We start from the raw sequence: 25,132 nt of genomic DNA on the forward strand, positions 1-25,132 counted from the left end.
TCCATGTCCGAGCTCCTCGAAGCCGTCCGGTCCGGCGCGTCCGGCCGCGAGCTGGCCGAGATCGACCTGCCCACCCGGTACCGCGCCGCGTTCACGCTCAAGGACGAGGTCGGCATCTTCGAGGGGCAGGAGGACAAGGACGTCCGGCGCTCGCTGCACGTCGGCGAGGTGGAGATGCCGGAGATCGCGCCGGACGAGTGCGTGGTCGCGGTGATGTCGGCGGCGATCAACTTCAACACGGTCTGGTCGGCGATCTTCGAGCCGGTGCCGACCTTCACCTTCCTGGAGAAGTTCGGCCGGCAGGGCTGGTACGGCGCGCGGCACGACCTGCCGTACCACATCCTCGGCTCGGACGCGGCGGGCGTCGTCGTCCGCACCGGCGCGGGCGTCAAGCACTGGAAGGTCGGCGACCACGTGGTCATCTCCCCGTCCTACGTGGACGAGGAGGACCACGGCTCCTACGACGACGGCATGATGTCGGAGACCCAGCTCGCCTGGGGCTTCGAGACCAACTTCGGCGCGCTCGGCGAGTACTGCGTCGCCAAGGCCAACCAGCTGATCAAGAAGCCCGCGCACCTGACCTGGGAGGAGGCGGGCTCCAACACGCTCTGCGCCGGGACCGCCTACCGCATGCTCGTCGGCGCGCACGGCGCGCGGATGAAGCAGGGCGACGTCGTCCTGGTGTGGGGCGCGACCGGCGGGCTCGGCTCGTTCGCGACGCAGCTCGTGCTCAACGGCGGCGGGATCCCGGTGGCCGTGGTGTCGTCGGAGGAGAAGGCCGAGATCGTCCGGTCGCAGGGCTGCGAGCACGTCATCAACCGGTCCGAGCTGGACCTCGGCGAGGGCGGCCTGCGCAGCCCGAAGGCGGGCCGGATCCTCGGCGAGGCGATCCGCCGCCGCGTCGGCGAGGACCCGGGCATCGTGTTCGAGTACCTCGGCCGCGAGACGTTCGGCGCGTCGGTCTACGTCGCCAAGCGCGGCGGCAAGATCGTCACCTGCGGCTCGTCCACCGGCTACAAGCACGAGTACGACAACCGGTTCCTGTGGATGCGGCTGAAGAGCATCATCGGCTCGCACGGCTTCAACTACCACGAGGCGGTGCAGGTCAACCGGCTGTTCGGGCTCGGCATGATCCACCCGACGCTGTCGCGCAGCTACCCGCTGGACGAGGCGGGCGAGGCGACCCGCGCCGTCCAGACCAACCAGCACGTCGGCAAGGTCGCCGTCCTGTGCGGCGCGACCGCCGAGGGCCAGGGCGTCACGGACCCGGTCCTGCGCGAGCGCATCGGCGAGGAGAAGTTCCACCTCTTCCGCCGCTGACCCGCCTTTTCAGCCGCAGACCACCCGCTCCGCTCACCAGGCGCCGACCCGCTGATCACCCCCCGGTCGGTCACGCGCGGCCCGTGCCTTGCTACGTTCGGTGACAGGAAGATCATCCGGCCGAACGGAGACAGGGCATGGTGCCACACGACCCGACCCCGGACACCCGCCTCGCCACGCTGGCCGACCGGGCCGAGATCACGGCGCTCCTGGACCGCTACGCCCGCGCCCTGGACGACCGCGCGCTGCCCGACCGCGCCCTGGAGACGACCCTGCCGGGCCTGCTCACCCCGGACGTCACCGTCGGCCCTCCGGCGGACGACCATTCCGGCCTGAGCGAGGCGACCCGGCACCTGACCGAATCCCTGGCGTCCTTCGGCGCGACCCAGCACAGTTACACCAACTACCTGATCGACCTGGACGGGGACGAGGCGGCGATCCGGGCCAACTCCTTCGCCGCCTGCGTCCTCGTGGATTCGGGCGACCTCCGCACGACCGGCGGCGTCCTCACCGCGGAGGCCACCCGCACGCCCTACGGCTGGCGGCTGAGGTCCGTCACGATCGCGCCGACCTGGGAGACGACGGCGTCCCTGCCGTCCGGGAAACGGGAGAAGCCGTCCGGAACCGAGGACGCCTCGACCGAAACGGCGGACTCCCCCGCCGAAGAACCGGGAAGCGGCGAGCCCGAAACGCCCTGACCAGCCGCTTCCCGACCTTCGCCGGTCAGAAGGTGCGCCAGAAGCCGTAGGAGTGCTCGCGGTCGAAGTCCACCGGACGGACGCCGTCCGGTGAAAGGGCCTGGACGGACGAGCCGGGCCGCCAGGTCGGGGAGCCGGGGCCGTTCGGGTTCCCGGTCCGGGCGAAGCGGGTCCAGTAGTCCATCATCTGGTGGGAGAGCCTCCGCTGCCCGGCGTCCAGCTCGCGTCCGGTGAAGTAGTCGGTGTCGAAGAGGTACTGGAGGTCGGCGGCGTGGAAGGCCCCCGCCGGAAAGGCGGGCTTCCCGGCATCGGCCATCCACGGCGCGGACTCGTCGGCGAACTCGAAGGAGTAGGTCGGAACGCGGTTCTGGAGGCTGGTGCGCTGCTCGGTGGAGCCGCGTCCGAAAGTGGCGTCCGTGACGATCGCCGACCAGGCCACGCTGTACGACCCGTACTTCGCGAAGGGGTAGCGGCGGAGCACCTCCGGGGCCCGCTTCGCGCCGACGTACGCCTTCACGTGCGCCTCGTATCCGGCCTTGTCGAGCTTCTCGCCGGTGAACTCCTCGGTGAGAGCCTGGAACAGGCGGTATTCGTCGCGGGTGATGCCCTGCATGACGGGAACCCGGTGGAACTCGCCCCTCGCATAAGCCCTGTTCGGGTCGGTCGGCAGGATGCCGCCGCCCCCGTAGGTCGGGGTGAAGCCGTAGCCCGACTCCTTGAGCAGCTTCTCGACGGGCAGGGCGCGCAGGCAGGCGGCGGCCGTGACCGGGTCGGCGCAGCCGAGCTTCGCCGCGACGTCCCGGCCCCGCTTCTCGGCCTCGGCGCGGGAGTGCGGCAGCCACGAGCCGGACGGTTCGCGCGAGCCGTCGAAATCGGGCCAGTCCCCGGCCTGCCGCGTGCACGGGCCGCTCTGCACGATCGCCCGCTGGAACAGCCCGGCGGCCTGCGGTGACACGAGCTGGGAGCAGGTGCTCACGCCGCCCGCCGACTCGCCGAAGATCGTCACGTTGCGCGCGTCGCCGCCGAACGACCCGGCGTTGCGCCGCACCCAGCGCAGCGCGGCCTGCTGGTCCTCCAGCCCGAAGTTGCCCGAGCCGTTCCCCGCCCGGTCGAACGCGGGGTGGGCGAGGAAGCCGAACAGGCCGAGCCGGTAGTTGACCGTCACGACGATCACGTCGTCCCGCGCGACCATCTCGGCCGGACGGTAGAGCGAGCCCGAGCCGTTCCGGAACCCGCTGCCGTGGATCCACACCATGACCGGCAGCCTCCTGCCCGGGGGCGCGTGCCGGGGCGTGGTGACGTTCAGGTAGAGGCAGTCCTCGGCGGTGCTCTCCTCCTCGCCGGTCGTGCTGAGCATTCCGGCCTGCTGGGCGCACCGGTTGCCGGGTCTGGTCGCGTCCCGGGTCCCCTTCCACGCGGCGGCCGGACGCGGCGACGCCCAGCGCAGCGCCCCGACCGGCGGTGCGGCATAGGGGATGCCCAGGAACTCGCGGTGATCGGTGGCGACCGTCCCGCGCACCGCGCCCTTGTCCGTGACGACGACCGCGCCGTCCGCGCCGGCGGGCGACGCGGCGTGCACGGCGCCGTCCGTGCCGGCGTACGCGGCGGTGGGCGTGGTGGCGGGCGTGGCGGCGACGGCGGGGCCCGCCGCCACCGCGACGCTCGCGATCGTTCCGAGGGCTGCGGCGGCCGTCATGCTCCAGCGGTTCTTCATCTCGTCCTCCCGTGTCGCTCCGACCCCCTCACCTTCGCGATCGCGCGACACCGATCCCAGGGGCCTTCCCCCAGCCCCGGGGTGGACTTTCACCTACCTGGACACGGCCCCGACCGCCTCGGATCAGCAGCCCCCGGGGCCGCAGGCGCAGGCGGCGGTGCCATCCGGGGCGTCGGCCGCGACGAGCCCGGCGTCGGGCTTGGTGAGGGTGTCGGCGTCGGCCTTCACCACGTAGACCTCCCAGGGCTCGCCGCCGGGGCCGGTCACCCACACCTTGTCCTGGACGGCGTAGCAGCAGGACGTGTCGTTCTCCTCGAACGTGGCGAGGCCGCTGTCGCTCAGCCGCCGGGACGCGCCGGTGACCGCCTCGGTGGTCTCGACCTCGACGCCGAGGTGGTCGAGCCGCGTGGGCTCGTCGCCGGCGCCCTCGATGAGGACGAGCTTCAGGGGCGGCTCGGCGACGGCGAAGTTGGCGTAGCCCGGCCGCCGCTTGGCGGGCTCGGTGCCGAAGAGCTTGGAGTAGAAGGCGATCGAGCCCTCCAGGTCGGACACGCGCAGGGCGAGCTGGACGCGGGACATGGCCCCTCCTTGCTTAGATGGATGTCTAAGTAGTCAGGTTGCGCCTCTGCATAGATGGATGTCAAATTAGAACCATGTCGAAGCAACTGCTGCCCCTGGTTGAAGCGGAGGGCTGCTGCGCGCCGCTGGCGGCCGAACCGATCGGCGCGGACGAGGCCGCCGAGCTGGCCCCCCTCTTCAAGGCGCTGGGCGACCCGGTGCGGTTGCGGCTGCTGTCGCTGATCGCGTCCCACGAGGGCGGCGAGGCGTGCGTCTGCGACCTGACCGGCGCCTTCGACCTCACCGCGCCGACGATCAGCCACCACCTCAAGGTGCTGCGCCAGGCCGGTCTGATCGGCTCCGAGCGGCGCGGAACCTGGGTCTACTACTGGATCAACCCGCCGCTGCTGGAGCGTTTGTCCAGCCTCCTCGGCCCGGCGCGCGTGCTCCGATGAGTGTTGACGGCATGACCGCGCGGGCAGCAGGGTAGTTTCCGTGATCTTCACGCCGACCGAACTCGACTACCTGAACGGCCAGCCGCTCGGCCGCCTCGCGACCGTGTCCCCGGCCGGTCAGGTGCAGAACAACCCCGTGAACTTCGTCGTGGACGCCGAGACGGGCGCGATCATGATCGGCGGCGGCGCGATGGGCGCGTCCAAGAAGTTCCGAAACGTCCAGGCGGGCAGCACCGTCTCGTTCGTCGTGGACGACCTGGTCTCGGTGGACCCGTGGCGTCCGCGCGGCATCGAGATCCGCGGCACGGCCGAGGCGCTCGTGGACCAGGACCCGCCGATGAAGAACCTTTCCCGCGAGTACATCAAGATCACCCCGACCCGGATCGTCTCCTGGAACCTCGACGGCCCCCGCGCGAGCCGCAGCGTCTGACGCGGTTTGTCGGTGCCGGAGTGTAGGAGTGGGGGATGACTCCGCTGCACTGGAAGCTCGTGATCGACGCCCACGACCCGCACGCCCAGGCCGATTTCTGGGCGGCGGCGCTCGGTTACGAGGTCGAGGACCACAGCGTCCTCATCGGCGCGCTGCTCGCGGGCGGCGCGATCCAGCCCGAGCTGACCGTCGAGCACCGCGACCGGCGTGCCTGGCGTGACGCGGCGGCCGTCCGCCACCCGGACGACCCGTTCGACGAGCGGAGCGGCACCGGCCTCGGCCGCCGCGTGCTGTTCAACCGCGTCCCGGAGTCGGAGGTCAAAACCGGAAAGAACCGGCTGCACATCGATGTCCATAACCCCGGCGGTGACCGGGCCGAAGACGTCGAACGCCTCCGCGCCCTCGGCGCCCAGGTGCAGCGGCACGTGAAGGAGATGGGCGGCGAATGGGTGGTGATGACCGACCCGGAGGGCAACGAGTTCTGCGTCCACTGACGCGCGGCCCCCGGGAGGCGGTCTCCCGGGGGCGGACGGCGTCAGTTCGTGTAGTTCTTCCCCGGCGGACGGCCCGGGATCGGCTTGCCGATGAGCGCGATCGGCATGAACAGGCAGAAGTGGCCGATCGCGACGGTGAGCGACCACATCTCCTCGGCGTCGTAATGCGCGGACGCGCGCGCGAACAGGTCGTCCGAGACCCGCTCCCCGGACGGGTTCGGTGTCAGGACGGCCTCGACCAGCTCCAGCGCGACCCGCTCGGCGTCGCTGAAGAAGGCGTGCGCGTCCCGCCAGGTGACCAGCGCGGCGATGCGCTCCTCGGACTCCCCGGCCTGGCGGAGATTATCGGTCAACCGGAACGCGTGATACGTGCTCCCGACGAGCTGCGCGGCCCGCAGCTGCATGAGGGTGACGGTGTTCTGCGGGATCGAGCTGTCCCGGATGGCCTTGTGCACGGCCGCCGAGAGCTTCGCCAGCTCGGGGAACTGCTGCGTGAGGTCGGGCAGGCGTGAGTTGAGGCCGTCCGGCGCCGTCAAGGACATGGCGAGACTTCCCTTCGCGAATCCGATGCTGTCTCACCCGATCCGACGAAGCTCCCCCGACCGATGTCAGGCCTTAACGCGCCGGACCGCTTCGCTCAGCTCCCGCAGCCCAGCCCGGCTGAGGACGAGATGCCCCGCCCCCGCATCCTTACTGTCCCGAACGCCCACGGACCTGCCTAGGTCGGCCAGCTCGACGCAGGTGCCGCCCTGATCTTGCCCTTCGCTGTGGGAGCTCTTGCGCCAGGCAATCATGAGCCTCTCCGTCTGACCTAGGTCAGGTCCGGGCTTTTGTCTATTTCTCCGAGTATCGAATGACTTCGGCGAGTTGGCGAAGGTTGGTTCGGGTAAGGGCGAGGTGGCCTGCGCGGGGGTTCTTGCTGTCGCGGACGCCCACGGTCGTGCCCAGGTCGGCCAGTTCGACGCAGGTTCCGCCGCCGCCGCTCTCGCTGCTGTAGCTGCTCTTGCGCCAGTTGATCACTGTTCTTCCTTCCGCCGTCGACGGATGAGCCAGTCGCGGGACTCGTCTTCACTCCGAGCACGAGCCGCAAGTCGATCAAAGCGTATCCGCGTGCGGTCGGCTTGGGTTTGATCGTCGATGACTTTTCCTACATCAAGTGCGGTGCCCGCAAAGCCCAATCCATGTCCGTTGGGCATCCTGAAGTGCCAAAACGATCCGTCGATGCCGATATGGGGCGCGATGCACTCGGGGAGGACGCGGACCGACGTGTGAGGTGGCTCCGCCATCTTGAGCAGGTGATCTATCTGGGCGCCCATCACTTCACCGTCGCCCATCGGACGCAACGCCACCTCGTCGAGCACTGCCCAGATCTGGGGTTGCCCCTTGAGCATCTCGGCCTGATGCGCCATGCGTCGCGCTACAGCGCCCTCCACGTCTCCGATGAGTCCGGCGGCGTGCCCCGCTTCGAGCAGGCTGCGCGCATAACCCTCCGTCTGGAACGGCAGCGGGATGATGTTGTAAGAGAAGACCCGGGTCTCGATCGCCGTGCGCTGAATGTGATTCAGGCGCTCGCTCCAATTCGGGTTGGTGCCCGAGGTTGCGAAGTAATGCAGGATTTCGAAGAGATGTCCGGTATGCCAGGCGGCGTCGAGGGCCTTGCACTGGTTCTCGTCCAGTTGCTTCTCGCCGGTCTCGTATTTGGAAACTTGGCTGATCGAGCAGTCGAGGATCTTGGCCACGTCGTGCTGGCGCAGGTTCTGGTAGATGCGCAGGTGGCGCAGGTGATTGGCCATCAGAGCCCAGAGGGAGAGCCGGGCGTCGGGCGGGGGCTTGACCATGGTGCGCTCCGGGAGGGGAGATCGACGCATTTTCTGATTCTGTGAGCAACAGTGACAACGGTAGTCGGGTGGCGTCAGGGTGTGATGAGGAACGCGAAAATCTCACGCCATCTGGACGGGTCCGATGCTTCCGAAAGCTCCTCTGGGAGACGATCAGGAAAGGCTGGTCGTCTGCCGGTTCGACGCCGATCTCTCCGCTGCCGGCCGGGCGCGGCGGCGGGTGGGGGAGGTGCTGCGCCGGTGGGGGCGCGGCGAGCTGGTGGACGACGCGGCGCTCTGCGTCTCCGAACTGGTCACCAACGCGCTCAACTGCGGCGCGTCCGATATCCGGGTGCTGGTCGAACGCCATACCGATCAGCTCGTCGAGATCGCGGTCTGGGACGACGGGCCCGGCTGCCCCGAACTCCAGGACCCCGACGTGAGCTGCGAGAACGGGCGCGGGCTCGGGATCGTCGAGGCCCTCTCGGTCGCCTGGGGCAAGCACGGCTCGGCGGACGGCGGCAAGACCGTGTGGGCGCGGTTCCTCGGCCCGGACGCCGACTCGTGATCGCCACGTTCGACGTCGCGGGCGCGTCCGTGCTGGCCGGGTGCGTGGTGGGCGGGATATGCGCGGGGGCTTCGGTCGCGGCGCTGCTGGTCCACATGTTCCGGCCGCGTCCGCCCGGACGGCACCGGTACTGAGTTTTGACCTGGAGCGCGCTCCGGGTCCTAGCGTCCGGAAACATGACGATGGAGCAGCAGCACAAGATCGGTTCGGGGTTCGGCGCGGGGAGCACCGCGCGGGACGTCCTCGCCGGGATCGACCTCACCGGAAAGACCGCGCTCGTCACCGGCGGCTACTCCGGGCTCGGGCTGGCGGGCGTCCGGGCGCTCGTGGACGCGGGCGCGCGGGTCGTCGTCCCAGCTCGGAGGCCGGAGACGGCGCGGGAAGCACTGCGCGACGTGCCCCGGGTGGACGTCCGCGAACTCGACCTGGGGGACCTGGAGAGCGTGCGCCGACTTTCCGATCACCTCCTGGACGACGGCCGGGAACTCGATCTGGTCATCACGAACGCGGGGATCATGGCGTGTCCGGAGACGCGGGTCGGGCCGGGCTGGGAGGCGCACTTCGCGACCAACCATCTCGGGCACTTCGCGCTGGTCAACCGGCTGCGTCCGCTGCTCGCCGAGCGGGCGCGGGTCGTTTCGGTCACCTCGTCCGGGCATTTCCTGTCGGGCATCAGGTGGGACGACCTCCAGTTCTGCGACGGGTACGACCGGTGGCTCGCGTACGCGCAGTCGAAGACGGCGAACGCGCTGTTCGCCGTCCAGTTGAACGCGCTCGGCGTCCAGGCGTTCACCGCTCATCCCGGCAGCATCCTGACGCCGCTGCAACGGCACATCCCGCGGGACGAGCAGATCGCGCAGGGCTGGATCAGCGAGGACGGCACGCAGGCGGAGGGCTTCAAGTCCCCCGAGCAGGGCGCGGCCACCGCGATCTGGGCCGCGACGTCCCCGCTCCTGGACGGCCTCGGCGGCCTCTACGCCCAGGACTGCGACATCGCCGAGCCCGCGACCGGCGATGACATGCTGATCGGCGGCGTCAAGCCGTGGGCGGTGGACCCGGACGACGCGGCCCGGCTGTGGGAGATCTCCGCCGATCTCACCGGTCAGGGCAGGTAAGCGTCCAGAAGTTCCTTGACGTAGGCGTCGGTGTCGGCCGGAGCGGCGTCGAGGCGGGCGAGCGCGGCCGTCCCGAGGTAGGTGGCGTACGCGGCGGTCGCACGGTGGCGGGCCTGCTCGGCGGGCAGGCCCAGCTCGCGGAACGCCGCCTCGATGATCTCCAGCCGGCGCCGCGTGACGCGGCCCGCGACGGTCAGGACGGCGGCGTCCGACTCGCCGGTCAGGCGCAGCGCGAGATCGCCGCCGCCCGTGGTGAGCGCCAGGCGCAGCAGCGTCCGCAGCCGTTCGGCGGGATCCGGGATCTGCGTCAGGCGGGCGGCGATGCGGTCGGTCTGCTCGCGTTCCCACAGCTCAAGGGCCGCGTCGAGGAGCGCCGACCGGTTCTCGAACAGCCAGTAGAAGCTCGACTTGGACGCGCCGAGCCGGGCCGCGACCGGCTCGACGGCGACCGCGCCCGCGCCGCCCTCGGCCAGCGCGGCGAGCGCCGCCGCGGCCCAGTCGTCCCGGCTGAGGCGGGCGCTGCGTGGCATGTCTCACTCTCCCCAAGTTCTGGACGGCGGCGTACAGTATAGATTCTGTACGCAACCGTCCAGAACGTTCGGAGGAGTCCGGCCATGGACTGGATCCTGGATCGCCTGCTGCCCGCCCCCGACTTCCGCACCCGCTACACGCGCCGCATCGAGGCCCCGCCCGAGACCGTCTGGCGCGCGCTCCTCGCCACCGGCTCGGACGATCTGCCGCTCACCCGCGTCCTGATGGGCATCCGCACAGGAGGCCGCGCCCGCATGTCCGGCCCGCTCGTCGAGCGCGCGCCGCTGCCCGAACTCGGACGCCAGGAAGGCCGCGAGATCGTCGTCGGACGCGTCGCCAAGTTCTGGAAGCCGCGTCCGGTGGCCGGGCCGTCCGGAACCGACGGCGCCGACGGGTTCGCCGCGTTCGCCGATCCCGGCTGGGCCAAGGCGGCGATGGCGTTCCAGGTCGTCCCGACGAAAGGCGGTACCGTGCTCGCCGCCGACACGCGCGTCCTCGCGACCGATCCGCGCTCGCGCCGGATCTTCGGCCTGTACTGGGGCTTCATCCGCCTCGGCGGGGCGGGCCTGATCCGGCTCGAACTGCTGCGGGCCGTCGCCCGCCGCGCTGAACGCGACCTCCGCGCGTCCTGAACGTCGACTTTGGTCGGGCCGAAGAGCGCCCCATGGGCGATGTCCGGACGCGTTCCCGCCGCGAGGCTTGCCGATACGGGCGGGCCGGAACGGAAGGGGACGCGGGATGTCGGGAATCAGGCGCCGTGCGGTGATCGCGGGGCTCGCGGCGGCGGCCGTCGGCGGCGCGGCGATGGCGCGGCCGGGGGAGTCGCAGGCGCGGGCGTTCGCGTGGGTGCGGGGCCAGACCCCGGCGCGGCCGACCGCGCTCGCCGATCACGGCGCCGACCTCGCGCCGCACCGCGGCGGCCCCGCGCACCATGGTGGCCTCGTGCAGCGCGGCGTCAACTACGACACCGAGCGCGAGGTGTGGAAGCCCGCGTTCGTGCGGCGGGAGATCCGCGCGATCCGGCGCGACCTGCACTGCAACGCCGTCATCCTGCTCGGCGGTGACCTGCGGCGGCTCGAACTCGCCGCGCGCTGCGCGGCGGACGAGGGGATGTTCGTCTGGTTCGAGCCGCGCCAGTTCGACCGGAACGCCGCGCGCACGCTGGAGTTCCTGCGCGCGGTGGCGGCGATGGCCGAGCGGCTGCGGCGACGGCGTCCGGGCGTGGGGATGTCGATGGGCTGCGAGCTGACGATCTTCATGGACGGCCTCGTCCCCGGCAAGGATTACAGGGAACGCGCCGCGAACCTCGGCACCCAGGCCGGCCAGGGATACAACGAGCGCCTGAACGCTTTTCTCGTGCGCGCGCACGACACCGTCCGTCCGCTGTTCAAGGGACTGCTCACCTACACGTCCGGCGTCTGGGAATCAGTGGACTGGCGCAAGTTCGACGTCGTCGGCGTCGATCTGTACCGGGACGCCACGAACGAGGCGACCTACCGGCGGGACGTCCGGGCGCTGCACCGGTTCGGCAAGCCGGTCGTCATCACCGAATTCGGCTGCTGCACTTACCTGGGCGCGGATAAGCGCGGCGGCGACGGCTTCGACGCCGTGGACTGGAACGCCGAACCGCCCGTGCTCAAGCCCGGCATCGTCCGGGACGAGCGCGTCCAGTCGCGCTACATCTCCGAGCTGCTCGACGTCTACGAGTCCGAGGGCGTGTACGGCGCGTTCGTGTACGACTTCATCGAGCCGCACTCGCCGACGAACCCGTCCGACCCGCGGCACGACCTCGACACGGCCGGATTCGCGCTGGTCAAGGTGGGCTCCGACTATCCGAAGACCGGGAACTTCGAGCCGAAGGACGCCTTCCGCACGCTCGCGCGCCGCTTCAGCCCTCGATCGTGAGCCGGACGAGTCGTCCGGACATATCCCTTTCGCATACTTTGCTCGCCATGGAACTGGTGGTGTGCACCTACGACGACCCCGTCGCCCGCAAGCTGATCGCCGAGGTGCAGCAGGAATACGTCACCCGCTACGGCGGCCCCGACGAGACTCCGGTCGACCCGGCCGACTTCGCGCCGCCCCTCGGCCACTTCGTCGTCGGACGCGTCGGCGGCGACCCCGTCGCGTGCGGCGGATGGCGCGCGCACGACGCGTCCGAACCCGGCTTCGAGGACGGCGACGCCGAGCTCAAGCGCATGTACGTCGCTCCGCGCGCCCGCCGCCGCGGCCTCGCCCGCGCGCTGCTCGCCGAGCTGGAGTCGTCCGCGCGGACGGCCGGCCGCACCCGCATGATCCTCGAAACCGGCACCGCGCAGCCGGAAGCGATCGCGCTGTACACCTCCTCCGGCTACACGACGATCGAGAAGTTCGGCTACTACCGCTGCTCCCCGTCAAGCCGCTGCTACGGCAAGCCCCTCTGACACCGGGGGAGTCACAGGGCCGAACGCGAGCCGTCCCGGCCGAGGCCGGACGCCGGGTCATCGCTGCGCAGCATGCGCAGGCGGGGCCGGGCGGGCGAGAACCAGAGCCGTCCGGCGACCGGGCCGTCCTTGGTGTGCAGCTCCTCCGGACGGAACTGGGACGGCGCGATGTCGGCGGCGTCCGTTTCGACGAACGCCCGGAACATCTCCTCCGTCGTGGCGAACCCGAGATCGGCGCTCTGCGCGTTCTGGGCCGCCTTGAAGGTCTCCGATTCGAGGAGCCGGGCCAGCTCCACCAGGGCCGGGCCGTCCGCGCCGGCGCCGTCCCAGTGGACCAGCCCCTGCGTCGCCGCGACCCGGATCCGCAGGCGCGCGCCCTCGTCCCGTGGCTTGTTCTCCAACCGGACCTGCTTGTACAGCTTGAGCGGCAGCTCCCCGACCAGGGCCGCCCCGTCCACGTCCGGCGGAGCGACGACCACCAGCCCGTCGCCCGTGTCGCGCACGGTGCAGGTGGCGAGTGGCAGCCCCACCGCGGCGAACGATCGCTCCGCCACGGACAGGACCCCGCTGCGCAGCGACCGCCGGACCGGTTCCGGACGGTCTCCCGAGCCCACGACGTCCAGCCCGACGATCGCGCGGGTCACCGGGTGACCGGGTAGGCCGGAGCCGTTTCCGCCCGGGTGCGGAAGGCGGGGCGGACCGGTGGTTCCATCGTTCATCGTCACTCCTGCGATTGGTCGGGGCCGTGCCGCGTACGGGGTCGTCGCGCACGGGCGCCCGCCGACACGAGCAAGGATGAGGCGGAGGCACGGCCCGCGGCGGGCGAACGAACAGCCGCGACCGGAGACGGCGCCAAGAGCTACAAAAACGAACAGACCGGACCTGCCGCGTCTCGGGACGGCCCGTGCCGCGCGACGTGCCGCGCGACGTGCCGTGCCGCGACGTGCCACGGCGGGCGGGACGCTCACCACCGAGCCTTCGGCTCGCTGCGCGCATTTCCGGAATTCCGGCGCTTGCCAGAAGCGACGACGAGCGCGCCGGCGCTCTGCCGCCACAGCATGATGCACCGACGGCCCGTCGTCGACGGGTCGCCCTGTCGAAGCGTCCCGAGGGACGACCTGGGTCACGTGCCACAAGCCCGCCCGAGGGTCATTATGGCGCACGCTGATGCTCGCACATCCGATTCGTGCCTTTTGTCCCGGCATATGGGATGCCGAACGGTATTCATTAAATGACTGGGAGAGGTTCCTATTCCGCGGGGTTGTGCTATTCAAGAACCCTGGCGGCTAATCGCCCTCTACGTCGTTGTGTGCCGAGAAATGGGGACGCGAGGCCGACCGCCGGGCCAAGATTTCGGTGGGTAGCCCGGCGGCCGCCACCGCCGGCCCGCCCCGCCCTGTCGAGCGACGATCCGAGGAGTCCCCATGCGGTCCGAAAGAAGGTGCCACCCGGAGTACGCGCCTCGCCGCGCCGCCGCCAGAGCGGTGCGGCGGTGAGCGGCGGCAGAGGCGGGGCGTCCGGCTGGGAACAGCTCCGCGAGCGCGTCCGCGGAAGGACGCTCTCCCTCGCCGGACACCTGCGCCGCTGGGCCGTCCAGCCCAAGCCCGCGCCGTCCGCTGCGGTACCTTCGCAGGCACGGGGCGGGGACGAGGCGCGGCCCGATCCGTCCCGTGCCCGCGACTTCGACGGGCTGCGGCGCGAGCTCAAGCTCTACCGGGTCTGCGAGGACCGCCCGTCGCTGCGGCAGATGGCCAAGAACGACGCGGGACGGCACGGGCACAACTGGTACGACATCGACCGGCGCCGGAGTCTCACGCGGCAGTTCGTGGCGGGCTTCGTCCGCGGCTGCGGCGGTGACGAGGCCGAGGTCGCGCGGTGGACGGCGGCGTGGGAGCGGATCGCCGTCCAGGAGGAGCGCCGCCGCTCGGACTGAGCGTCAGGATTCGGGGCGTTCGGTGAGGGCGGCGGGTTCTTCGGCGGACTCCACCGCGCCCTCTTCCGCGTGCGCTCCGGACGGCGCGGCGGGGACGGCGAGGTCGGCCATGAAGCGGCGGTTCAGGCGGCTGCGGAGGCGGCCCAGCGCGGTGCGCTTCTCGGGGGACTCGACGCCTTCGCGTTCGGCGCGTCCCACGGGGACGGCAGGGGCCGGACGCTCGTCGGTCATGGGGGCCAGGCGTTCGGGCGGGAGCGGCTCCTCGACCTCGATGTACTCGCCGGTGGGGAGGCGGCGGATGATGCCGGTCTCCAGGCCGTGCTCGACCAGGCCCCGGTCGCGCTGCTGGAGGCCCAGGCAGACGCGGTAGGCGATGACGTAGGCGAGGATCGGGCCGAGGATGATCGCGAACCGGAAGAACCAGGTCGTCCAGAACAGGGAGACGTCGAAGGTCTTCGCGAGGACGTCGTTGCCGCCCGCCGCCCACAGGACGCCGTAGAAGACGACGCCCGCGCTGCCGATGCCGGTGCGCGGCGGGACGTCGCGCGGGCGGTCCAGCAGGTGGTGGATCTCGTGGTCGCCGGTGACCCAGCGTTCCAGGAACGGGTAGACGGCCAGGCCGGTGAACAGGAGGCCGGGGACGACCAAGGCCGGGATGATGACGTTCAGCGGGACGTCGTGCCCCCAGGCGTCGATCTCCCAGTTGGGCATCATCCGCAGCGAGCCCTCCAGCCAGCCCATGTACCAGTCGGGCTGCGAGCCCGCGCTGATCGCGCCGGGGTCGTACGGGCCGAACAGCCAGATCGGGTTGATCTGGAAGAACGTGGCGAGCAGCGCGCAGATCCCGAAGACCCACAGGAAGAACGCGGTGGTCTTGGCGATGAAGACCGGGAAGAACGGATAGCCGTACTGCGCCCGGTTCGTCGCGCCCTTGCCGGGGAACTGGGTGTGCGTCTGCCGCCAGGTCAGCACGACGGCGTGCAGCGGGATCAGCGCCAGCAGCAGGCCGGGGATGAGCAGGATGTGGATGACGTAGAGCCGCGGCACGATGTCGCCGCCGGGGAACTCGCCGCCGAACAGGAACATCAGCGCGTAGCTGCCGACCACCGGGATCGACAGGATCACGCCTTCGAGGATGCGGAGGCCGGTGCCGGAGAGCAGGTCGTCCGGGAGCGAGTAGCCGAACAGGCCGTTCAGCATGACCAGCATGAACAGCACGATCCCGATCAGCCAGTTCAGCTCGCGCGGCTTGCGGAACGCGCCGGTGAAGAAGTTGCGCAGCAGGTGGATCACGATCGCGCCGAGGAAGATGATCGTGGCCCAGTGGTGGATCTGCCGCATCAGCAGCCCGCCGCGCACCTCGAAGGTGATCCTCAGCGTCGACTCGTACGCCTCGCTCATCCGGACGCCGCGCAGCGGCACGTACGAGCCGTTGTAGTCGACCTCCCGCATGGACGGGACGAAGAACAGCGTCAGGAACACCCCGGTCAGCAGGATGATCAGGAACGCGTAGAGGGCGATCTCGCCCAGCAGGAAGCTCCAGTGGTCCGGGAACGCCTTGCGCAGGGCCGTCCGCAGGAACGGCGTCCCGCCGAACCTCTCGTCGATCGCCCGGCCCGCGCCGCGAAGCCGCTCCGGCGCGGCGCGCAGCTGCCTCGGCGCGTCACGCTGAGTAGTGGCAGGGGACGTTCCGTGCGGCCGTTCGGGGGACGCGCCGGTCACCGTTGCCTCCTGAACCGGCGGCCGGGCCGGAGTGGGGCGTCGGCGGCCGCCTCTCGGGTTCACCTGGCACCTCCACTGTCGCATCGGTGCGCTGCCGGTTCCAGAGAGGGTTTTCGTGCAACTTCGTCAAGACGGACGGCCGAATCAGGTCAGCTCTCGCCCTGGACTGCGGGGGGACCCTTGGTTCGGGTCATGATTTTCCCCACACTAGACTCAAATGTGAGCATTTCCCCCGTGGGTAGCTGGAGGGCACACGGGGAGTAACCGGCACCGGGGGGAGCGGCGTGACCGACGACGTGACGGGAGGGGCCGGAGGAGCCGGGGGGACCGGCGCCGCCGACGAGGGACGGCCCTGGGCGGACCTGCCCCGGGAGCTCGCCGATCACATGCGGCCCAACCTCGACGAGGTCGCCGACGACATGATCGCCGAGATCCAGAGCCGGGTCCGCGAGTACGACCGGCCCGGCGACGGCCCCTACTCGGGCACGCTCCGGCTGGCCGTCGAACGGGTGCTGCACCACTTCGTCGAGCGGATCGCCGACCCCGGCCAGGAACCCGCCGCCGTCACGGACTTCTTCCGCGCCATCGGCCGCGGCGAGGCGGGCGAGGGCCGCAGCCTGGACGCCATGCAGTCCGCGATGCGGGTCGGCGGGATGGTCGCCTGGCGGCGCATCGCCGACGGCGCGGCCAAGCTGGACGTCGGGCCGCGCACGCTCGGCGCGGTCGGCGAGGCGCTGATGCTCGTCCAGGACGAGCTCGCGGCCGCCGCCGCCGAGGGGTACGCGCAGGCCAAGGCCGCCGTCGCGGGCGAGATGCAGCGCCGCCGCAAGCGGCTGCTCGACCTGCTGTTCGCCGACCCGCCCGCCGCGCCCGAGGCGATCGCCGACCTCGCCGCCGCCGCGCACTGGCCGGTCCCGCGCACGGTCGCGGCGGTCGCCCTCGGCCGTCCGCCCGCCGGGTCGAACCACCCCGCCTTCCCGCCGGACGTGCTGGCCGACCTGACCCGCCGCACGCCGAGCCTGGTCATCCCCGACCCGGACGGCCCCGGCCGCGCCCGGCTGATCGACCGCGCGCTCGCCGGGACGCTCGCCGTCGTCGGCCCGACCGTCCCGGTCGCCGAGGCGGCCCGCTCGGTGCAGTGGGCGCGCAAGACGCTCGCCCTGGTGGACCGCGGCGTCATCGAGACCGACGGCGGCGTGGTGCGCAGCGTCGAGCACATGTCCACGCTGATCCTCTTCCAGGACGAGGAGCTGATCTCGTCGCTGGCCGCGCTGCGCCTCGCGCCGCTCGCCCACCTGCGCGTCAGCCAGCAGGACCGGCTCGCCGAGACGCTGCTCGCCTGGCTCCAGTCCGGGCGCAACGCCAACGAGGTCGCGATGCGGCTGCACGTCCACCCGCAGACCGTCCGCTACCGGCTGCGCCAACTGGAGGAGCTGTTCGGCGACCAGCTCCTCGACCCCGACCTGCGCTTCGACCTGGAGATCGTGCTGCGCGCGCGGGCCCTGCTCGCGTCCGGCGCGGGCGAGCACCTCCTCGACGCCGCCCGCGAGGCCGTCGGCGACACCGGCGAGATCGTCACCCTCCGCCGCTGACCCGCCGCGCGCGCCGTCCGCTGCTGGCCTCCCGCGCGCTGTCCTCCGCTGGCCTCCCGCGGCGCCGTCCGCCGCTGACCCGCCGCGCCCTGTCCGCCGCTGGCCTCCCGCGGGCGCCGTCCGCTGCTGACCCGCCGGGCCTACGCCGCTGCGCTCATCCTTCGCCGCTGGCCTGCGGGGTGGACGGGGCGTCGGCGGCGCGGGGCGGGAGGGAGACGCGGATGCGGCAGCCGCGCGGGGTGTCCACGACGCCGATGCGCCCGCCGTGCATGTCCACGACCCAGCGCGCGATGGCGAGGCCGAGGCCGGTGCCGCCGTCCGGGGTCGCCGCACCGGACGACCCGCGCGAGAACCGCTCGAACACCCGCTCCCGCTGGCCCTTCGGGATGCCGGGGCCCTCGTCCGAGACCTCCAGGACCAGCGAGCCCGGCCCGTCGCCGGGGCCCGCAGCGATCGTCACCGCGCCGTCGGACGGCCCGTGCCGCACCGCGTTGTCGAGCAGGTTCGCCAGCACCTGGTGCAGGCGGTCCCGGTCGGCGACGCAGCACAGGCCGGGCGCGATGTCGGCCTTGACCGGGGTGCCGGGGAACGCGGCGGTGACCTCGTCCACGAACCCGGCGACGTCGAGCTCGCGCAGGTCGAGCGGCACGGCCCCGGCGTCCACTTTGGACAGGTCGAGGAGCTGCGCCACCAGCCGGCCGAGCCGCTCGGTCTGCTCCAGCGCCGACTCCAGCACCTCGGGGCTCGCCGGGGTCACGCCGTCCGCGACGTTCTCCAGGACGGCGTGCAGCGCGCTGATCGGGGTGCGCAGCTCGTGCGACACGTTCGCGACGAACTCCTGGCGCTGCCGGTCCACGGCGGCGAGGTCGGCGGCCATCCGATTGAACGCGCGGGCCAGCTCGCCCACCTCGTCCCGCGAGGTGGAGCGGACCCGGCGCGAGTAGTCGCCGCGCGCCATCGCCCGCGCCGCCGCCGTCATCTCGCGCAGCGGCGCGGTCATCCCGTGCGCGATGAGCTGCGTGATCACCAGCGCGATCAGCAGCCCGACCGGGACGGTCTCGCGCGCCCGGAACCCCAGCGGGTACCCCCACAGCACGATCAGGATTGCGACGCACGCGGTCAGCACGACCAGCACGCCGAGCTTCACCTTGATCGAGCGCAGCGGGTCCAGCGGGCGCGGCAGCCGCTCCCACGCGTACGCCGCCGAGTCGCGGTGCCGCCGCAGCCCGTTCACGGCCGGGCCTCCAGGCTGTAGCCGACGCCGTGGACGGTCCGGATCAGGTCCGGTCCGAGCTTGCGGCGCAGCGCCTTGACGTGGCCGTCCACGACGCGCGTGCCGGACGCGTCCGCCCAGTCCCACACCTCCTGCAACAGGACGGCGCGCGTGAGCACCGCGCCGGGATGCCGTGCCAGGCAGGTGAGCAGGTCGAACTCGGTCGGGGTGAGGTGCACCTCCGAGCCGTCCCGGCGGACGCGGCGGGACCGCTCGTCGATCTCCAGCGGCCCGAGGCGGGTGACCGGCTCGGGCGTCGAGAGCGTCGCGGCGCGCTCCACCCGGCGCAGCAGCGCGCGGATGCGGGCCACCAGCTCGCGCATGCTGAACGGCTTGGTGAGGTAGTCGTCCGCGCCGACGCCGAGCCCGACGAGCTTGTCGGTCTCGTCGTCCCGCGCGGTGAGCATCAGCACCGGCACGGGACGGTCCGCCTGGACGCGGCGGCAGACCTCCAGCCCGTCGAAGCCGGGGAGCATGACGTCCAGCACGATCAGGTCGGGGGAGGCCTCGCGCGCCCGCGCGACGGCGGACGGCCCGTCCGCGGCCGTCTCCACCGCGAATCCCTCGGCGGACAGCCGGTCGGCGACCGCCTTGGCGATGGTGGGTTCGTCCTCGACGACCAGGATGCGCATGACCCGACCCTAGGAGCGCGGTGCGCGCGCTCCCGGGGCGGGTTGTGCGGATCCTGTGTCGATCACCGACCGGAACCCGCGTCCGCGACGAGGCCGGAACCCGATCCCGTCACGTTCCGACCGCGTCACGGCCGATCCCGTCACGGGCCGACCGCGTCACGGGCCGATCCCGTCACGGGCCGACCGGCCAGGTGTGGACGGGCTCGTTCGTGTTCATGTTCTCCACGTAGGAGCGCACCATCGCGCGCAGCGCGTCCGGACGGCGCGGGCCGATCCGGTCCTCGACGGCGCCGACCGTCTCGATCTGCCAGTCAGCTCCGGTGCGTCCGGAGAGGCAGCGGCCCTCGATGATGCCGAGCAGCCGGTCCCGGCGGGACGGGTCGACGCCCCAGCGGTCCAGGCCCTCGTGCGCGAGCGGCAGCAGCCGGTGCAGCACCAGCTCGGACGCGGGCAGCTCGCCCAGGCCCGGCCAGTAGAGCCGCGCGTGGATGCCGTCCTTGGCCGCGCGGAGGAGGTTCTCCCGCGCGGTCGCGAACGACATCCGCGACCAGACCGGACGTTCCTCCTCGGCGAGGACGCGTAGCAGCCCGTAGTAGAACGCGCCGTTGGCGACGGTGTCGGCGACGGTCGGCCCGGCCGGCAGCACGCGGTTCTCCACCCGCAGGTGCGGGCGGCCGTTCACGACCGCGTAGATCGGCCGGTTCCAGCGGTAGACCGTGCCGTTGTGCAGGCTGAGCTCGGGCAGCTCGGGGGTGCCGCCGCCGTCGAGCACGGCCTCGGGGTCCTCCTCCTCGCAGATCGGGAGCAGCGCGGGGAAGTAGCGGGTGTTCTCCTCGAACAGGTCGAACACCGAGGTGATCCAGCGCTCGCCGAACCACACCCGGGGCCGGACGCCCTGCGCCTTCAGCTCCTCGGGCCGGGTGTCGGTGGCCTGCTCGAACAGGGGGATCCGGGTCTCGTGCCACAGCCGGTGCCCGAACAGGAACGGCGCGTTCGCGGCGAGCGCGACCTGCGGTCCGGCGATCGCCTGCGCGGCGTTCCAGTGCGCGCCGAAGCGCTCGGGGCTGACCTGGATGTGGAACTGGACGCTCGTGCAGGCGGCCTCGGGGGTGATGGTGTCGGTGTGCATGCACAGCGGTTCCGGGCCGTCGATGTCGATCCGGATCTCCTCGCCGCGCGCCGCGAAGATCTCGTCGTTGAGCAGCTTGTAGCGGTTGTTGCTGGACAGGGCCTCCTCGCCGATGTCGGCGCGGCGCAGCGTCGGCAGGATGCCGATCATGACCAGCCGGGCGTCGACCTCGCGCGCGTGCGCGTCGGCGTGGGTCAGATGGTCGCGGACCTCCACCTCCAGTTCGTGGGTGTTCTCGCCGCCGAGCTCGCGCGGCGGGATGTTGATCTCCAGGTTGAACTGGCCGAGTTCGGTGGCCCAGGCCGGATCGGCGATGGCCTTCAGCACGTCGGCGTTGCGCATCAGCGGATCACCGGCCGCGTCGATCAGGTTGAGCTCGATCTCCAGCCCGATGTGCGGGCGCTCGAACTCGAACTGCGACTCGCCCAGCATCCGCGCGAGCACGTCGAGGTCGCGCCGCACCTTCTCCCGGTACCTGCGCCGGTCCATACCGCTGATGGTCGCGGCGGAAACGTCCCGTCCCATGTCCTCGCCTTCTGCCGCGGATATGGTCTCCAGAGGCGAAATGTCCAGTTCTGGACTCGGGAAACCAGGACGCGGGTTACGGGCGCGCCGATAATCACGCTCCGCACGGTCACCGCGCGCCGACGTGCCGTGGTGGCCCTGAGGCGAGAGCGCGTGCGCGCGCCGCCGTGACACGCTGTGAAGGATGGCGAGGAGGGGCACGATGCGGTTGCGGCCACGGTCGATCAGGGCGCGGGACACGCTGGTCGCCGCGGTGCTGGCGGCCGTGGTCTTCGGCGGCATCGCGTCCGGGGTGGACCTCGGCGTCCGGGGGACGGTGCGGTCGGCGCTCGTCCAGGACACCGCGCAGTCCGCGCGCCGCACCAGCGCCGCCATCCGGGACGGCTCGCTCGCCTCGCCCATCCCGGACGACACCGGCGGCCGGGTGCTCATCCAGGTCGTCGGGCCGGGCGGCAACATGCTCGACACCACGCCCGCCGCCGCGCGGCACCGGCGGATCAGCGGCTACTGGCCGCCGCGCGACGAGCGCGTCCGCGACTACGTGGCGTGCGAGGGGCACGGGTTCGGACGGCACTGCTCGACGATCGAGGCGATCCGCGTCACGACCGCGCCCGACTCGGTGGTGGTCTACGCCGCGACCCGGATGCCGCCGATCCTGGTGAACGGCGCTTTGGAGGCGCTGCTCGCGCTCGCCGTGCTCGCCCTGTCGGCGCTGGTGGCGTGGGTCACCTGGCGGGTCGTCGGCCGGACGCTGCGCCCGGTGGAGATGATCCGCGCCCAGCTCGCCGAGATCAGCGGCAGCGACCTGTCCCGGCGGGTGCCGCAGCCGCCCGGCGAGGACGAGATCGCCGAGCTCGCCGCGACCGCGAACCAGACGCTCGACCGGCTGGAACGCGCGGTGAACCGGCAGCGCCAGTTCGCCTCGGACGCCTCGCACGAGCTGCGCACCCCGATCGCCGGGCTGCGCGCGAACCTCGAGGACGCCTCGATGCATCCCGAGGACACCGACCTGAAGGCCGTGGTCGAGTCGGCGCTGCGCGACACCGACCGGCTGGAGCACATCGTCACCGACCTGCTGCTCCTCGCCCGCATCGGCACCGGCAACGCGGCCCGCGAGGACGTCGAGCTCGGCGAGCTCGCCCGCCGCGAGATCGACCGCCGCGCCGCCGTCCCGCGCCCGGACGGCGCGCCACGCCTGGTCGCCGACCTGGCCCCCGGCGTGCGAGTGCGCGGCGTGCGGATGCAGTTCGTCCGGCTGCTCGGGAACCTGCTCGACAACGCCGAGCGGTACGCGGACGGCTCGGTCGCGGTCTCGGTCAGCTCGTCCGGCGGGACGGCGGTGCTGACCGTCCAGGACGACGGCCCGGGCATCGCGCCGGACGACCGCGAGCGCGTCTTCGAGCGCTTCACCCGGCTGGACAGCGCGCGCAGCCGGCACGCCGGCGGCACCGGGCTCGGCCTCGCCATCGCCCGCGAGATCGCCCACGCGCACGGCGGCTCGCTGACCGTCGAGGACTCCGTCCGGGGCGCCCGCTTCGTCCTGCACCTGCCCCTGAACGCGTGAAGGGACCGCCCGCGCAGTCGCGGGCGGTCCCTTCAGCGGACACTCGGTCTCAGGCGAAAGCCCGGTCTCAGGCCTTGACGGCCTGGATCTCCAGGGTGATCTCGACCTTGTCGCCCAGCAGGGCCTTGTCGCCGCCGAGCGGGACGTTGAACTCGATGCCCCAGTCCTTGCGGTTGATGGTCGCGGTGGCGGAGAAGCCGGCGCGGGTGCCGCCCCACGGGTCGGCGCCGACGCCGTGGAACTCGACGTCCAGGGTGACCGGCTTGGTGACGTTCTTGATCGTCAGCGTGCCGTCCACCTTGTAGTCGCCGCCGTCGGCGCGGACGCCGGTGGTGGCGAAGGTCATGGTCGGGTGGTTCTCGACGTCCAGCACGTCGGCGGCGCGGACGTGCGCGTCGCGGTCGGCGTTGCGGGTGTCGATCGAGGCGAGCTTGATCTCCGCGGTCGCGGTGGACGCGGCGACGTCGTCGGCGATCTCGACGGCGCCGGAGAAGTCGGTGAACGACCCGCGTACCTTGGTCATGAGGTGCCGGATCGCGAAGGTGACCTCGGAGTGCGCGGGGTCGATGTTCCAGGTGCCGGCGGTGAGGCCGAGCTCGGTGGCGGCGAGGGTCATGGCGTGCTCTCCACTACGGGGTTGTTCTTGAATCTTCAACGAACGGACTCCACGGAGATTAGTTGAGACTTCAAGGAGTGTCAAGCCGCTCATACATACCGGACTACCTGTATGTTTCTTCGGTAGGCTGCGGGCATGCCGCCTTCCGTACGCCCCCGCCGCACCCAGGAGGAACGCACCGCGGCCACCCGCGCGGCCCTGCTGGACGCGACCGTCGCCTGCCTGGTCGAGTACGGCTACCACGGCACCACCACGACCCGCGTCGTCGAGCGCGCCGGCGTCTCACGCGGCGCGCAGGTGCACCACTTCCCGACCAAGAACGACCTGGTCCTCGCCGCCGTCGAGCACCTGGCCCGCAAGCGCGCCGACCGCTTCCTCGCCGAGGACCTCGACCGCCTCCGCGCCTCCGCCGACCCCCTCGGCGACGCCCTCGACCTGCTCTGGCGCGCCTTCCAGGGCCCGCTGTTCGAGGCGTCCATGGAACTGTGGGTCGCCGCCCGCACGGACCCCGACCTGCGCGAACACGTCGCCGAGTTCGAGCGCCTCATCACCGCGGGCATCCTCGACATCAGCCGCGCCGTCTTCGGCGACCAGGTGGACGACCCGGAGATCCGCGGCAACCTCTACGTCGCCCTGGAGACCATCCGCGGCCTCTGCCTCCTCAACTTCGTCCACCCGACGACCCCGGACCGCCTCGAAGCCCGCTGGCTCCGCTCCAAGTCCCGCCTGCTCCGCCTCACCGCCCCCTGAACGCCGGGGAGCGCGAGGCGGGCCGCTAGCGGGGCTGCTTGTAGACGGTGACCACGGCGGCGCCGCCGAGGCCGATGTTGTGCTGGAGGGCGGCGGTCGCGCCGTCCACCTGGCGGGCGCCCGCGGTGCCGCGGAGCTGCCAGGTGAGCTCGGAGCACTGGGCGAGGCCCGTCGCGCCGAGGGGGTGCCCCTTGGAGATCAGGCCGCCGGACGGGTTGACGACCCAGCGTCCGCCGTAGGTGTTGTCGCCGCTGTCCACGAGCTTGCCGCCCTCGCCCTCGGCGGCGAGGCCGAGCGCCTCGTAGGTGATCAGCTCGTTGGTGCTGAAGCAGTCGTGCAGCTCGACGACCTGGACGTCCGCGGCGTCCAGGCCCGCCTCGTCGTAGGCGCGGCGCGCGGCGAGCTCGGACATCTCGGCGCCGATGATCTTGATGGCGGACTTGGCGTCGAAGGTGGCGCGGGTGTCGGTGACCATGGACTGGCCGGCGATCTCGACGGCGCGGTCCCACAGGTCGTGCTCGTCCACGAAGCGCTCGGACGCGATGACCGCCGCGCCCGAGCCGTCGGACGTGGGGGAGCACTGGAGCTTGGTGAGGGGCTCGTAGACGACGCGGGCGGCCTTGATGTCGTCGAGCGAGTACTCGTCCTGGAACTGGGCGTACGGGTTGTTCACCGAGTGCTTGTGGTTCTTCCACCCGATGCGCGCGAACTGGTCGGCGGTCGTGCCGTACTTGCGCATGTGCTCGCGTCCGGCCGCGCCGAACATGTACGGCGCGATGGGCTCGCCACCCCACTCGAACAGCGGGAACAGCTCCTTGAGATGGTTGAGCATGGGCTGCTCGCGGTCCTCGTAGGTGGTGCCGAGCGAGCCCTTCTGCATCTTCTCGAAGCCGAGGGCGAGGGCGCAGTCCACCGTGCCGGACTTCACGGCCTGGCGGGCGAGGAACAGCGCGGTCGAGCCGGTCGAGCAGTTGTTGTTGACGTTCACGACCGGGATGCCGGTGATGCCCAGCTCGTAGACGGCGCGCTGGCCCGAGGTGGACTCGCCGTACACGTAGCCGACGTACGCCTGCTCGATGAGGTCGTAGGAGATTCCGGCGTCCTGGAGGGCCTTGGTCCCGGACTCGCGGGCCATGTCGGGGTAGTCCCATTCGCGGCTGCCCGGCTTCTCGAACTTGGTCATGCCGACGCCCACGACGAAGGTCCTGTTGGTCACGATGGCCGCCTCTCCTCGGGTCGGTCGGACGCTAGGCCCTGTCTTAGAAACAGTCAA

29 protein-coding genes are annotated in these 25,132 nt (G+C 71.6%); 15 read left to right on the forward strand and 14 right to left on the reverse strand.

What is annotated here, in order from left to right:
• Positions 1–3: 3 nt before the first annotated feature.
• Both ccrA and ACFPCY_RS17010 read left to right on the forward strand, forming a co-directional pair.
• Complete coding sequence (ccrA, locus tag ACFPCY_RS17005; RefSeq protein WP_378256176.1) at positions 4–1,320, forward strand: crotonyl-CoA carboxylase/reductase; 1,317 nt, start codon at positions 4–6, stop codon at positions 1,318–1,320.
• Between the two features lie 137 nt (positions 1,321–1,457).
• Positions 1,458–2,018: a nuclear transport factor 2 family protein gene (locus ACFPCY_RS17010; RefSeq protein ID WP_378256178.1), complete on the forward strand. Its 561-nt coding sequence runs from the start codon at positions 1,458–1,460 to the stop codon at positions 2,016–2,018.
• A gap of 25 nt (positions 2,019–2,043) precedes the next feature.
• Here the strand turns inward: ACFPCY_RS17010 and ACFPCY_RS17015 are convergent, their stop codons facing one another.
• Together ACFPCY_RS17015 and ACFPCY_RS17020 are read right to left on the reverse strand one after the other, a co-directional pair.
• A complete protein-coding gene (locus ACFPCY_RS17015) occupies positions 2,044–3,732 on the reverse strand; it encodes a carboxylesterase/lipase family protein (RefSeq protein ID WP_378256180.1) in 1,689 nt (562 codons plus the stop codon).
• Positions 3,733–3,855: 123 nt separating this feature from the next.
• Positions 3,856–4,311: an ArsI/CadI family heavy metal resistance metalloenzyme gene (locus ACFPCY_RS17020; protein WP_378256181.1), complete on the reverse strand. Its 456-nt coding sequence runs from the start codon at positions 4,309–4,311 to the stop codon at positions 3,856–3,858.
• 74 nt (positions 4,312–4,385) lie between these two features.
• Between ACFPCY_RS17020 and ACFPCY_RS17025 the strand changes: the two genes are divergently transcribed.
• From ACFPCY_RS17025 to ACFPCY_RS17035, 3 genes are read left to right on the forward strand one after another with little or no spacing between them, the layout of a single operon-like run.
• Positions 4,386–4,745 carry an ArsR/SmtB family transcription factor gene (locus ACFPCY_RS17025; protein WP_378256183.1) on the forward strand — a complete coding sequence of 120 codons (360 nt, stop codon included), beginning with the start codon at positions 4,386–4,388 and terminating at the stop codon, positions 4,743–4,745.
• A 40-nt stretch (positions 4,746–4,785) separates the two neighbouring features.
• Entirely contained in the window at positions 4,786–5,175 is a 390-nt protein-coding gene (locus ACFPCY_RS17030) for a PPOX class F420-dependent oxidoreductase (protein WP_378256184.1), read from the forward strand.
• A gap of 35 nt (positions 5,176–5,210) precedes the next feature.
• Positions 5,211–5,669: a VOC family protein gene (locus ACFPCY_RS17035; RefSeq protein ID WP_378256186.1), complete on the forward strand. Its 459-nt coding sequence runs from the start codon at positions 5,211–5,213 to the stop codon at positions 5,667–5,669.
• 41 nt (positions 5,670–5,710) lie between these two features.
• Here the strand turns inward: ACFPCY_RS17035 and ACFPCY_RS17040 are convergent, their stop codons facing one another.
• The 4 genes from ACFPCY_RS17040 to ACFPCY_RS17055 all read right to left on the reverse strand — a co-directional run bounded on the left by ACFPCY_RS17040 (position 5,711) and on the right by ACFPCY_RS17055 (position 7,507).
• A complete protein-coding gene (locus tag ACFPCY_RS17040; protein ID WP_378256188.1) occupies positions 5,711–6,211 on the reverse strand; it encodes a carboxymuconolactone decarboxylase family protein in 501 nt (166 codons plus the stop codon).
• 66 nt (positions 6,212–6,277) lie between these two features.
• Positions 6,278–6,463, reverse strand: coding sequence for a DUF397 domain-containing protein (locus ACFPCY_RS17045; RefSeq protein ID WP_378256190.1), 186 nt, complete (start codon positions 6,461–6,463; stop codon positions 6,278–6,280).
• A 40-nt stretch (positions 6,464–6,503) separates the two neighbouring features.
• Positions 6,504–6,689 (reverse strand): DUF397 domain-containing protein, encoded by a 186-nt coding sequence (locus ACFPCY_RS17050; RefSeq protein ID WP_378256191.1) that lies wholly within the window; start codon positions 6,687–6,689, stop codon positions 6,504–6,506.
• Positions 6,686–7,507, reverse strand: a complete 822-nt coding sequence (locus ACFPCY_RS17055) for a helix-turn-helix domain-containing protein (RefSeq protein ID WP_378256193.1) — start codon at positions 7,505–7,507, stop codon at positions 6,686–6,688. The genes ACFPCY_RS17050 and ACFPCY_RS17055 overlap by 4 nt, the downstream gene beginning before the upstream one ends.
• Before the next feature lie 124 nt (positions 7,508–7,631).
• Here ACFPCY_RS17055 and ACFPCY_RS17060 point away from each other — a divergent pair, with 124 nt between their 5' ends.
• The 3 genes from ACFPCY_RS17060 to ACFPCY_RS17070 are packed head-to-tail and all read left to right on the forward strand — an operon-like array spanning position 7,632 to position 9,169.
• Positions 7,632–8,054, forward strand: coding sequence for an ATP-binding protein (locus ACFPCY_RS17060; RefSeq protein WP_378256195.1), 423 nt, complete (start codon positions 7,632–7,634; stop codon positions 8,052–8,054).
• The gene (locus ACFPCY_RS17065; protein ID WP_378256197.1) at positions 8,051–8,188 is read left to right on the forward strand and encodes a hypothetical protein; all 138 of its coding nucleotides are present in this window, start codon (positions 8,051–8,053) and stop codon (positions 8,186–8,188) included. Before ACFPCY_RS17060 ends, ACFPCY_RS17065 begins: the two co-directional genes overlap by 4 nt.
• A 42-nt stretch (positions 8,189–8,230) precedes the next feature.
• Complete coding sequence (locus ACFPCY_RS17070; protein WP_378256199.1) at positions 8,231–9,169, forward strand: SDR family NAD(P)-dependent oxidoreductase; 939 nt, start codon at positions 8,231–8,233, stop codon at positions 9,167–9,169.
• Here ACFPCY_RS17070 and ACFPCY_RS17075 read toward each other — a convergent pair.
• Positions 9,157–9,699, reverse strand: coding sequence for a TetR family transcriptional regulator (locus ACFPCY_RS17075; RefSeq protein WP_378256201.1), 543 nt, complete (start codon positions 9,697–9,699; stop codon positions 9,157–9,159). The genes ACFPCY_RS17070 and ACFPCY_RS17075 overlap by 13 nt on opposite strands.
• 84 nt (positions 9,700–9,783) lie before the next feature.
• Here ACFPCY_RS17075 and ACFPCY_RS17080 point away from each other — a divergent pair, with 84 nt between their 5' ends.
• The 3 genes from ACFPCY_RS17080 (at position 9,784) to ACFPCY_RS17090 (ending at position 12,123) form a co-directional block, all read left to right on the forward strand.
• Positions 9,784–10,332, forward strand: coding sequence for a hypothetical protein (locus ACFPCY_RS17080; RefSeq protein ID WP_378256203.1), 549 nt, complete (start codon positions 9,784–9,786; stop codon positions 10,330–10,332).
• 106 nt (positions 10,333–10,438) lie between these two features.
• Positions 10,439–11,605: a hypothetical protein gene (locus tag ACFPCY_RS17085; RefSeq protein WP_378256205.1), complete on the forward strand. Its 1,167-nt coding sequence runs from the start codon at positions 10,439–10,441 to the stop codon at positions 11,603–11,605.
• 47 nt (positions 11,606–11,652) lie between these two features.
• Entirely contained in the window at positions 11,653–12,123 is a 471-nt protein-coding gene (locus ACFPCY_RS17090; RefSeq protein WP_378256207.1) for a GNAT family N-acetyltransferase, read from the forward strand.
• 11 nt (positions 12,124–12,134) lie between these two features.
• Here the strand turns inward: ACFPCY_RS17090 and ACFPCY_RS17095 are convergent, their stop codons facing one another.
• Positions 12,135–12,842: a hypothetical protein gene (locus ACFPCY_RS17095; RefSeq protein WP_378256209.1), complete on the reverse strand. Its 708-nt coding sequence runs from the start codon at positions 12,840–12,842 to the stop codon at positions 12,135–12,137.
• 773 nt (positions 12,843–13,615) lie between these two features.
• Between ACFPCY_RS17095 and ACFPCY_RS17100 the strand changes: the two genes are divergently transcribed.
• Positions 13,616–14,056, forward strand: coding sequence for a hypothetical protein (locus ACFPCY_RS17100; RefSeq protein ID WP_378256211.1), 441 nt, complete (start codon positions 13,616–13,618; stop codon positions 14,054–14,056).
• Positions 14,057–14,059: 3 nt separating this feature from the next.
• Here ACFPCY_RS17100 and qcrB read toward each other — a convergent pair whose 3' ends face one another.
• The gene (gene qcrB, locus ACFPCY_RS17105) at positions 14,060–15,706 is read right to left on the reverse strand and encodes a cytochrome bc1 complex cytochrome b subunit (protein ID WP_378256453.1); all 1,647 of its coding nucleotides are present in this window, start codon (positions 15,704–15,706) and stop codon (positions 14,060–14,062) included.
• 356 nt (positions 15,707–16,062) lie between these two features.
• On the opposite strand from qcrB, the gene ACFPCY_RS17110 reads away from it, so the two are divergent.
• Entirely contained in the window at positions 16,063–17,370 is a 1,308-nt protein-coding gene (locus tag ACFPCY_RS17110) for an RsbRD N-terminal domain-containing protein (protein WP_465251226.1), read from the forward strand.
• A gap of 154 nt (positions 17,371–17,524) precedes the next feature.
• On the opposite strand, the gene ACFPCY_RS17115 is transcribed toward ACFPCY_RS17110, so the two are convergent.
• The 3 genes from ACFPCY_RS17115 to ACFPCY_RS17125 all read right to left on the reverse strand — a co-directional run bounded on the left by ACFPCY_RS17115 (position 17,525) and on the right by ACFPCY_RS17125 (position 20,929).
• Positions 17,525–18,604: a sensor histidine kinase gene (locus ACFPCY_RS17115; protein ID WP_378256213.1), complete on the reverse strand. Its 1,080-nt coding sequence runs from the start codon at positions 18,602–18,604 to the stop codon at positions 17,525–17,527.
• Positions 18,601–19,275, reverse strand: a complete 675-nt coding sequence (locus tag ACFPCY_RS17120) for a response regulator transcription factor (protein WP_378256215.1) — start codon at positions 19,273–19,275, stop codon at positions 18,601–18,603. Before ACFPCY_RS17120 ends, ACFPCY_RS17115 begins: the two co-directional genes overlap by 4 nt.
• Positions 19,276–19,447: 172 nt before the next feature.
• The gene (locus tag ACFPCY_RS17125; RefSeq protein ID WP_378256217.1) at positions 19,448–20,929 is read right to left on the reverse strand and encodes a glutamate-cysteine ligase family protein; all 1,482 of its coding nucleotides are present in this window, start codon (positions 20,927–20,929) and stop codon (positions 19,448–19,450) included.
• 202 nt (positions 20,930–21,131) lie between these two features.
• On the opposite strand from ACFPCY_RS17125, the gene ACFPCY_RS17130 reads away from it, so the two are divergent.
• Complete coding sequence (locus tag ACFPCY_RS17130; RefSeq protein WP_378256219.1) at positions 21,132–22,493, forward strand: HAMP domain-containing sensor histidine kinase; 1,362 nt, start codon at positions 21,132–21,134, stop codon at positions 22,491–22,493.
• A 67-nt stretch (positions 22,494–22,560) separates the two neighbouring features.
• Here the strand turns inward: ACFPCY_RS17130 and ACFPCY_RS17135 are convergent, their stop codons facing one another.
• Entirely contained in the window at positions 22,561–23,109 is a 549-nt protein-coding gene (locus tag ACFPCY_RS17135) for a YceI family protein (protein WP_378256221.1), read from the reverse strand.
• A 135-nt stretch (positions 23,110–23,244) separates the two neighbouring features.
• On the opposite strand from ACFPCY_RS17135, the gene ACFPCY_RS17140 reads away from it, so the two are divergent.
• Entirely contained in the window at positions 23,245–23,859 is a 615-nt protein-coding gene (locus tag ACFPCY_RS17140; protein WP_378256222.1) for a TetR/AcrR family transcriptional regulator, read from the forward strand.
• Positions 23,860–23,884: 25 nt separating this feature from the next.
• On the opposite strand, the gene ACFPCY_RS17145 is transcribed toward ACFPCY_RS17140, so the two are convergent.
• Positions 23,885–25,075, reverse strand: a complete 1,191-nt coding sequence (locus ACFPCY_RS17145) for a lipid-transfer protein (protein ID WP_378256224.1) — start codon at positions 25,073–25,075, stop codon at positions 23,885–23,887.
• Positions 25,076–25,132: the final 57 nt, after the last annotated feature.

Source organism: Actinomadura gamaensis (genome assembly GCF_042652125.1).
In the GTDB taxonomy this organism is placed as follows: domain Bacteria; phylum Actinomycetota; class Actinomycetes; order Streptosporangiales; family Streptosporangiaceae; genus Spirillospora; species Spirillospora gamaensis.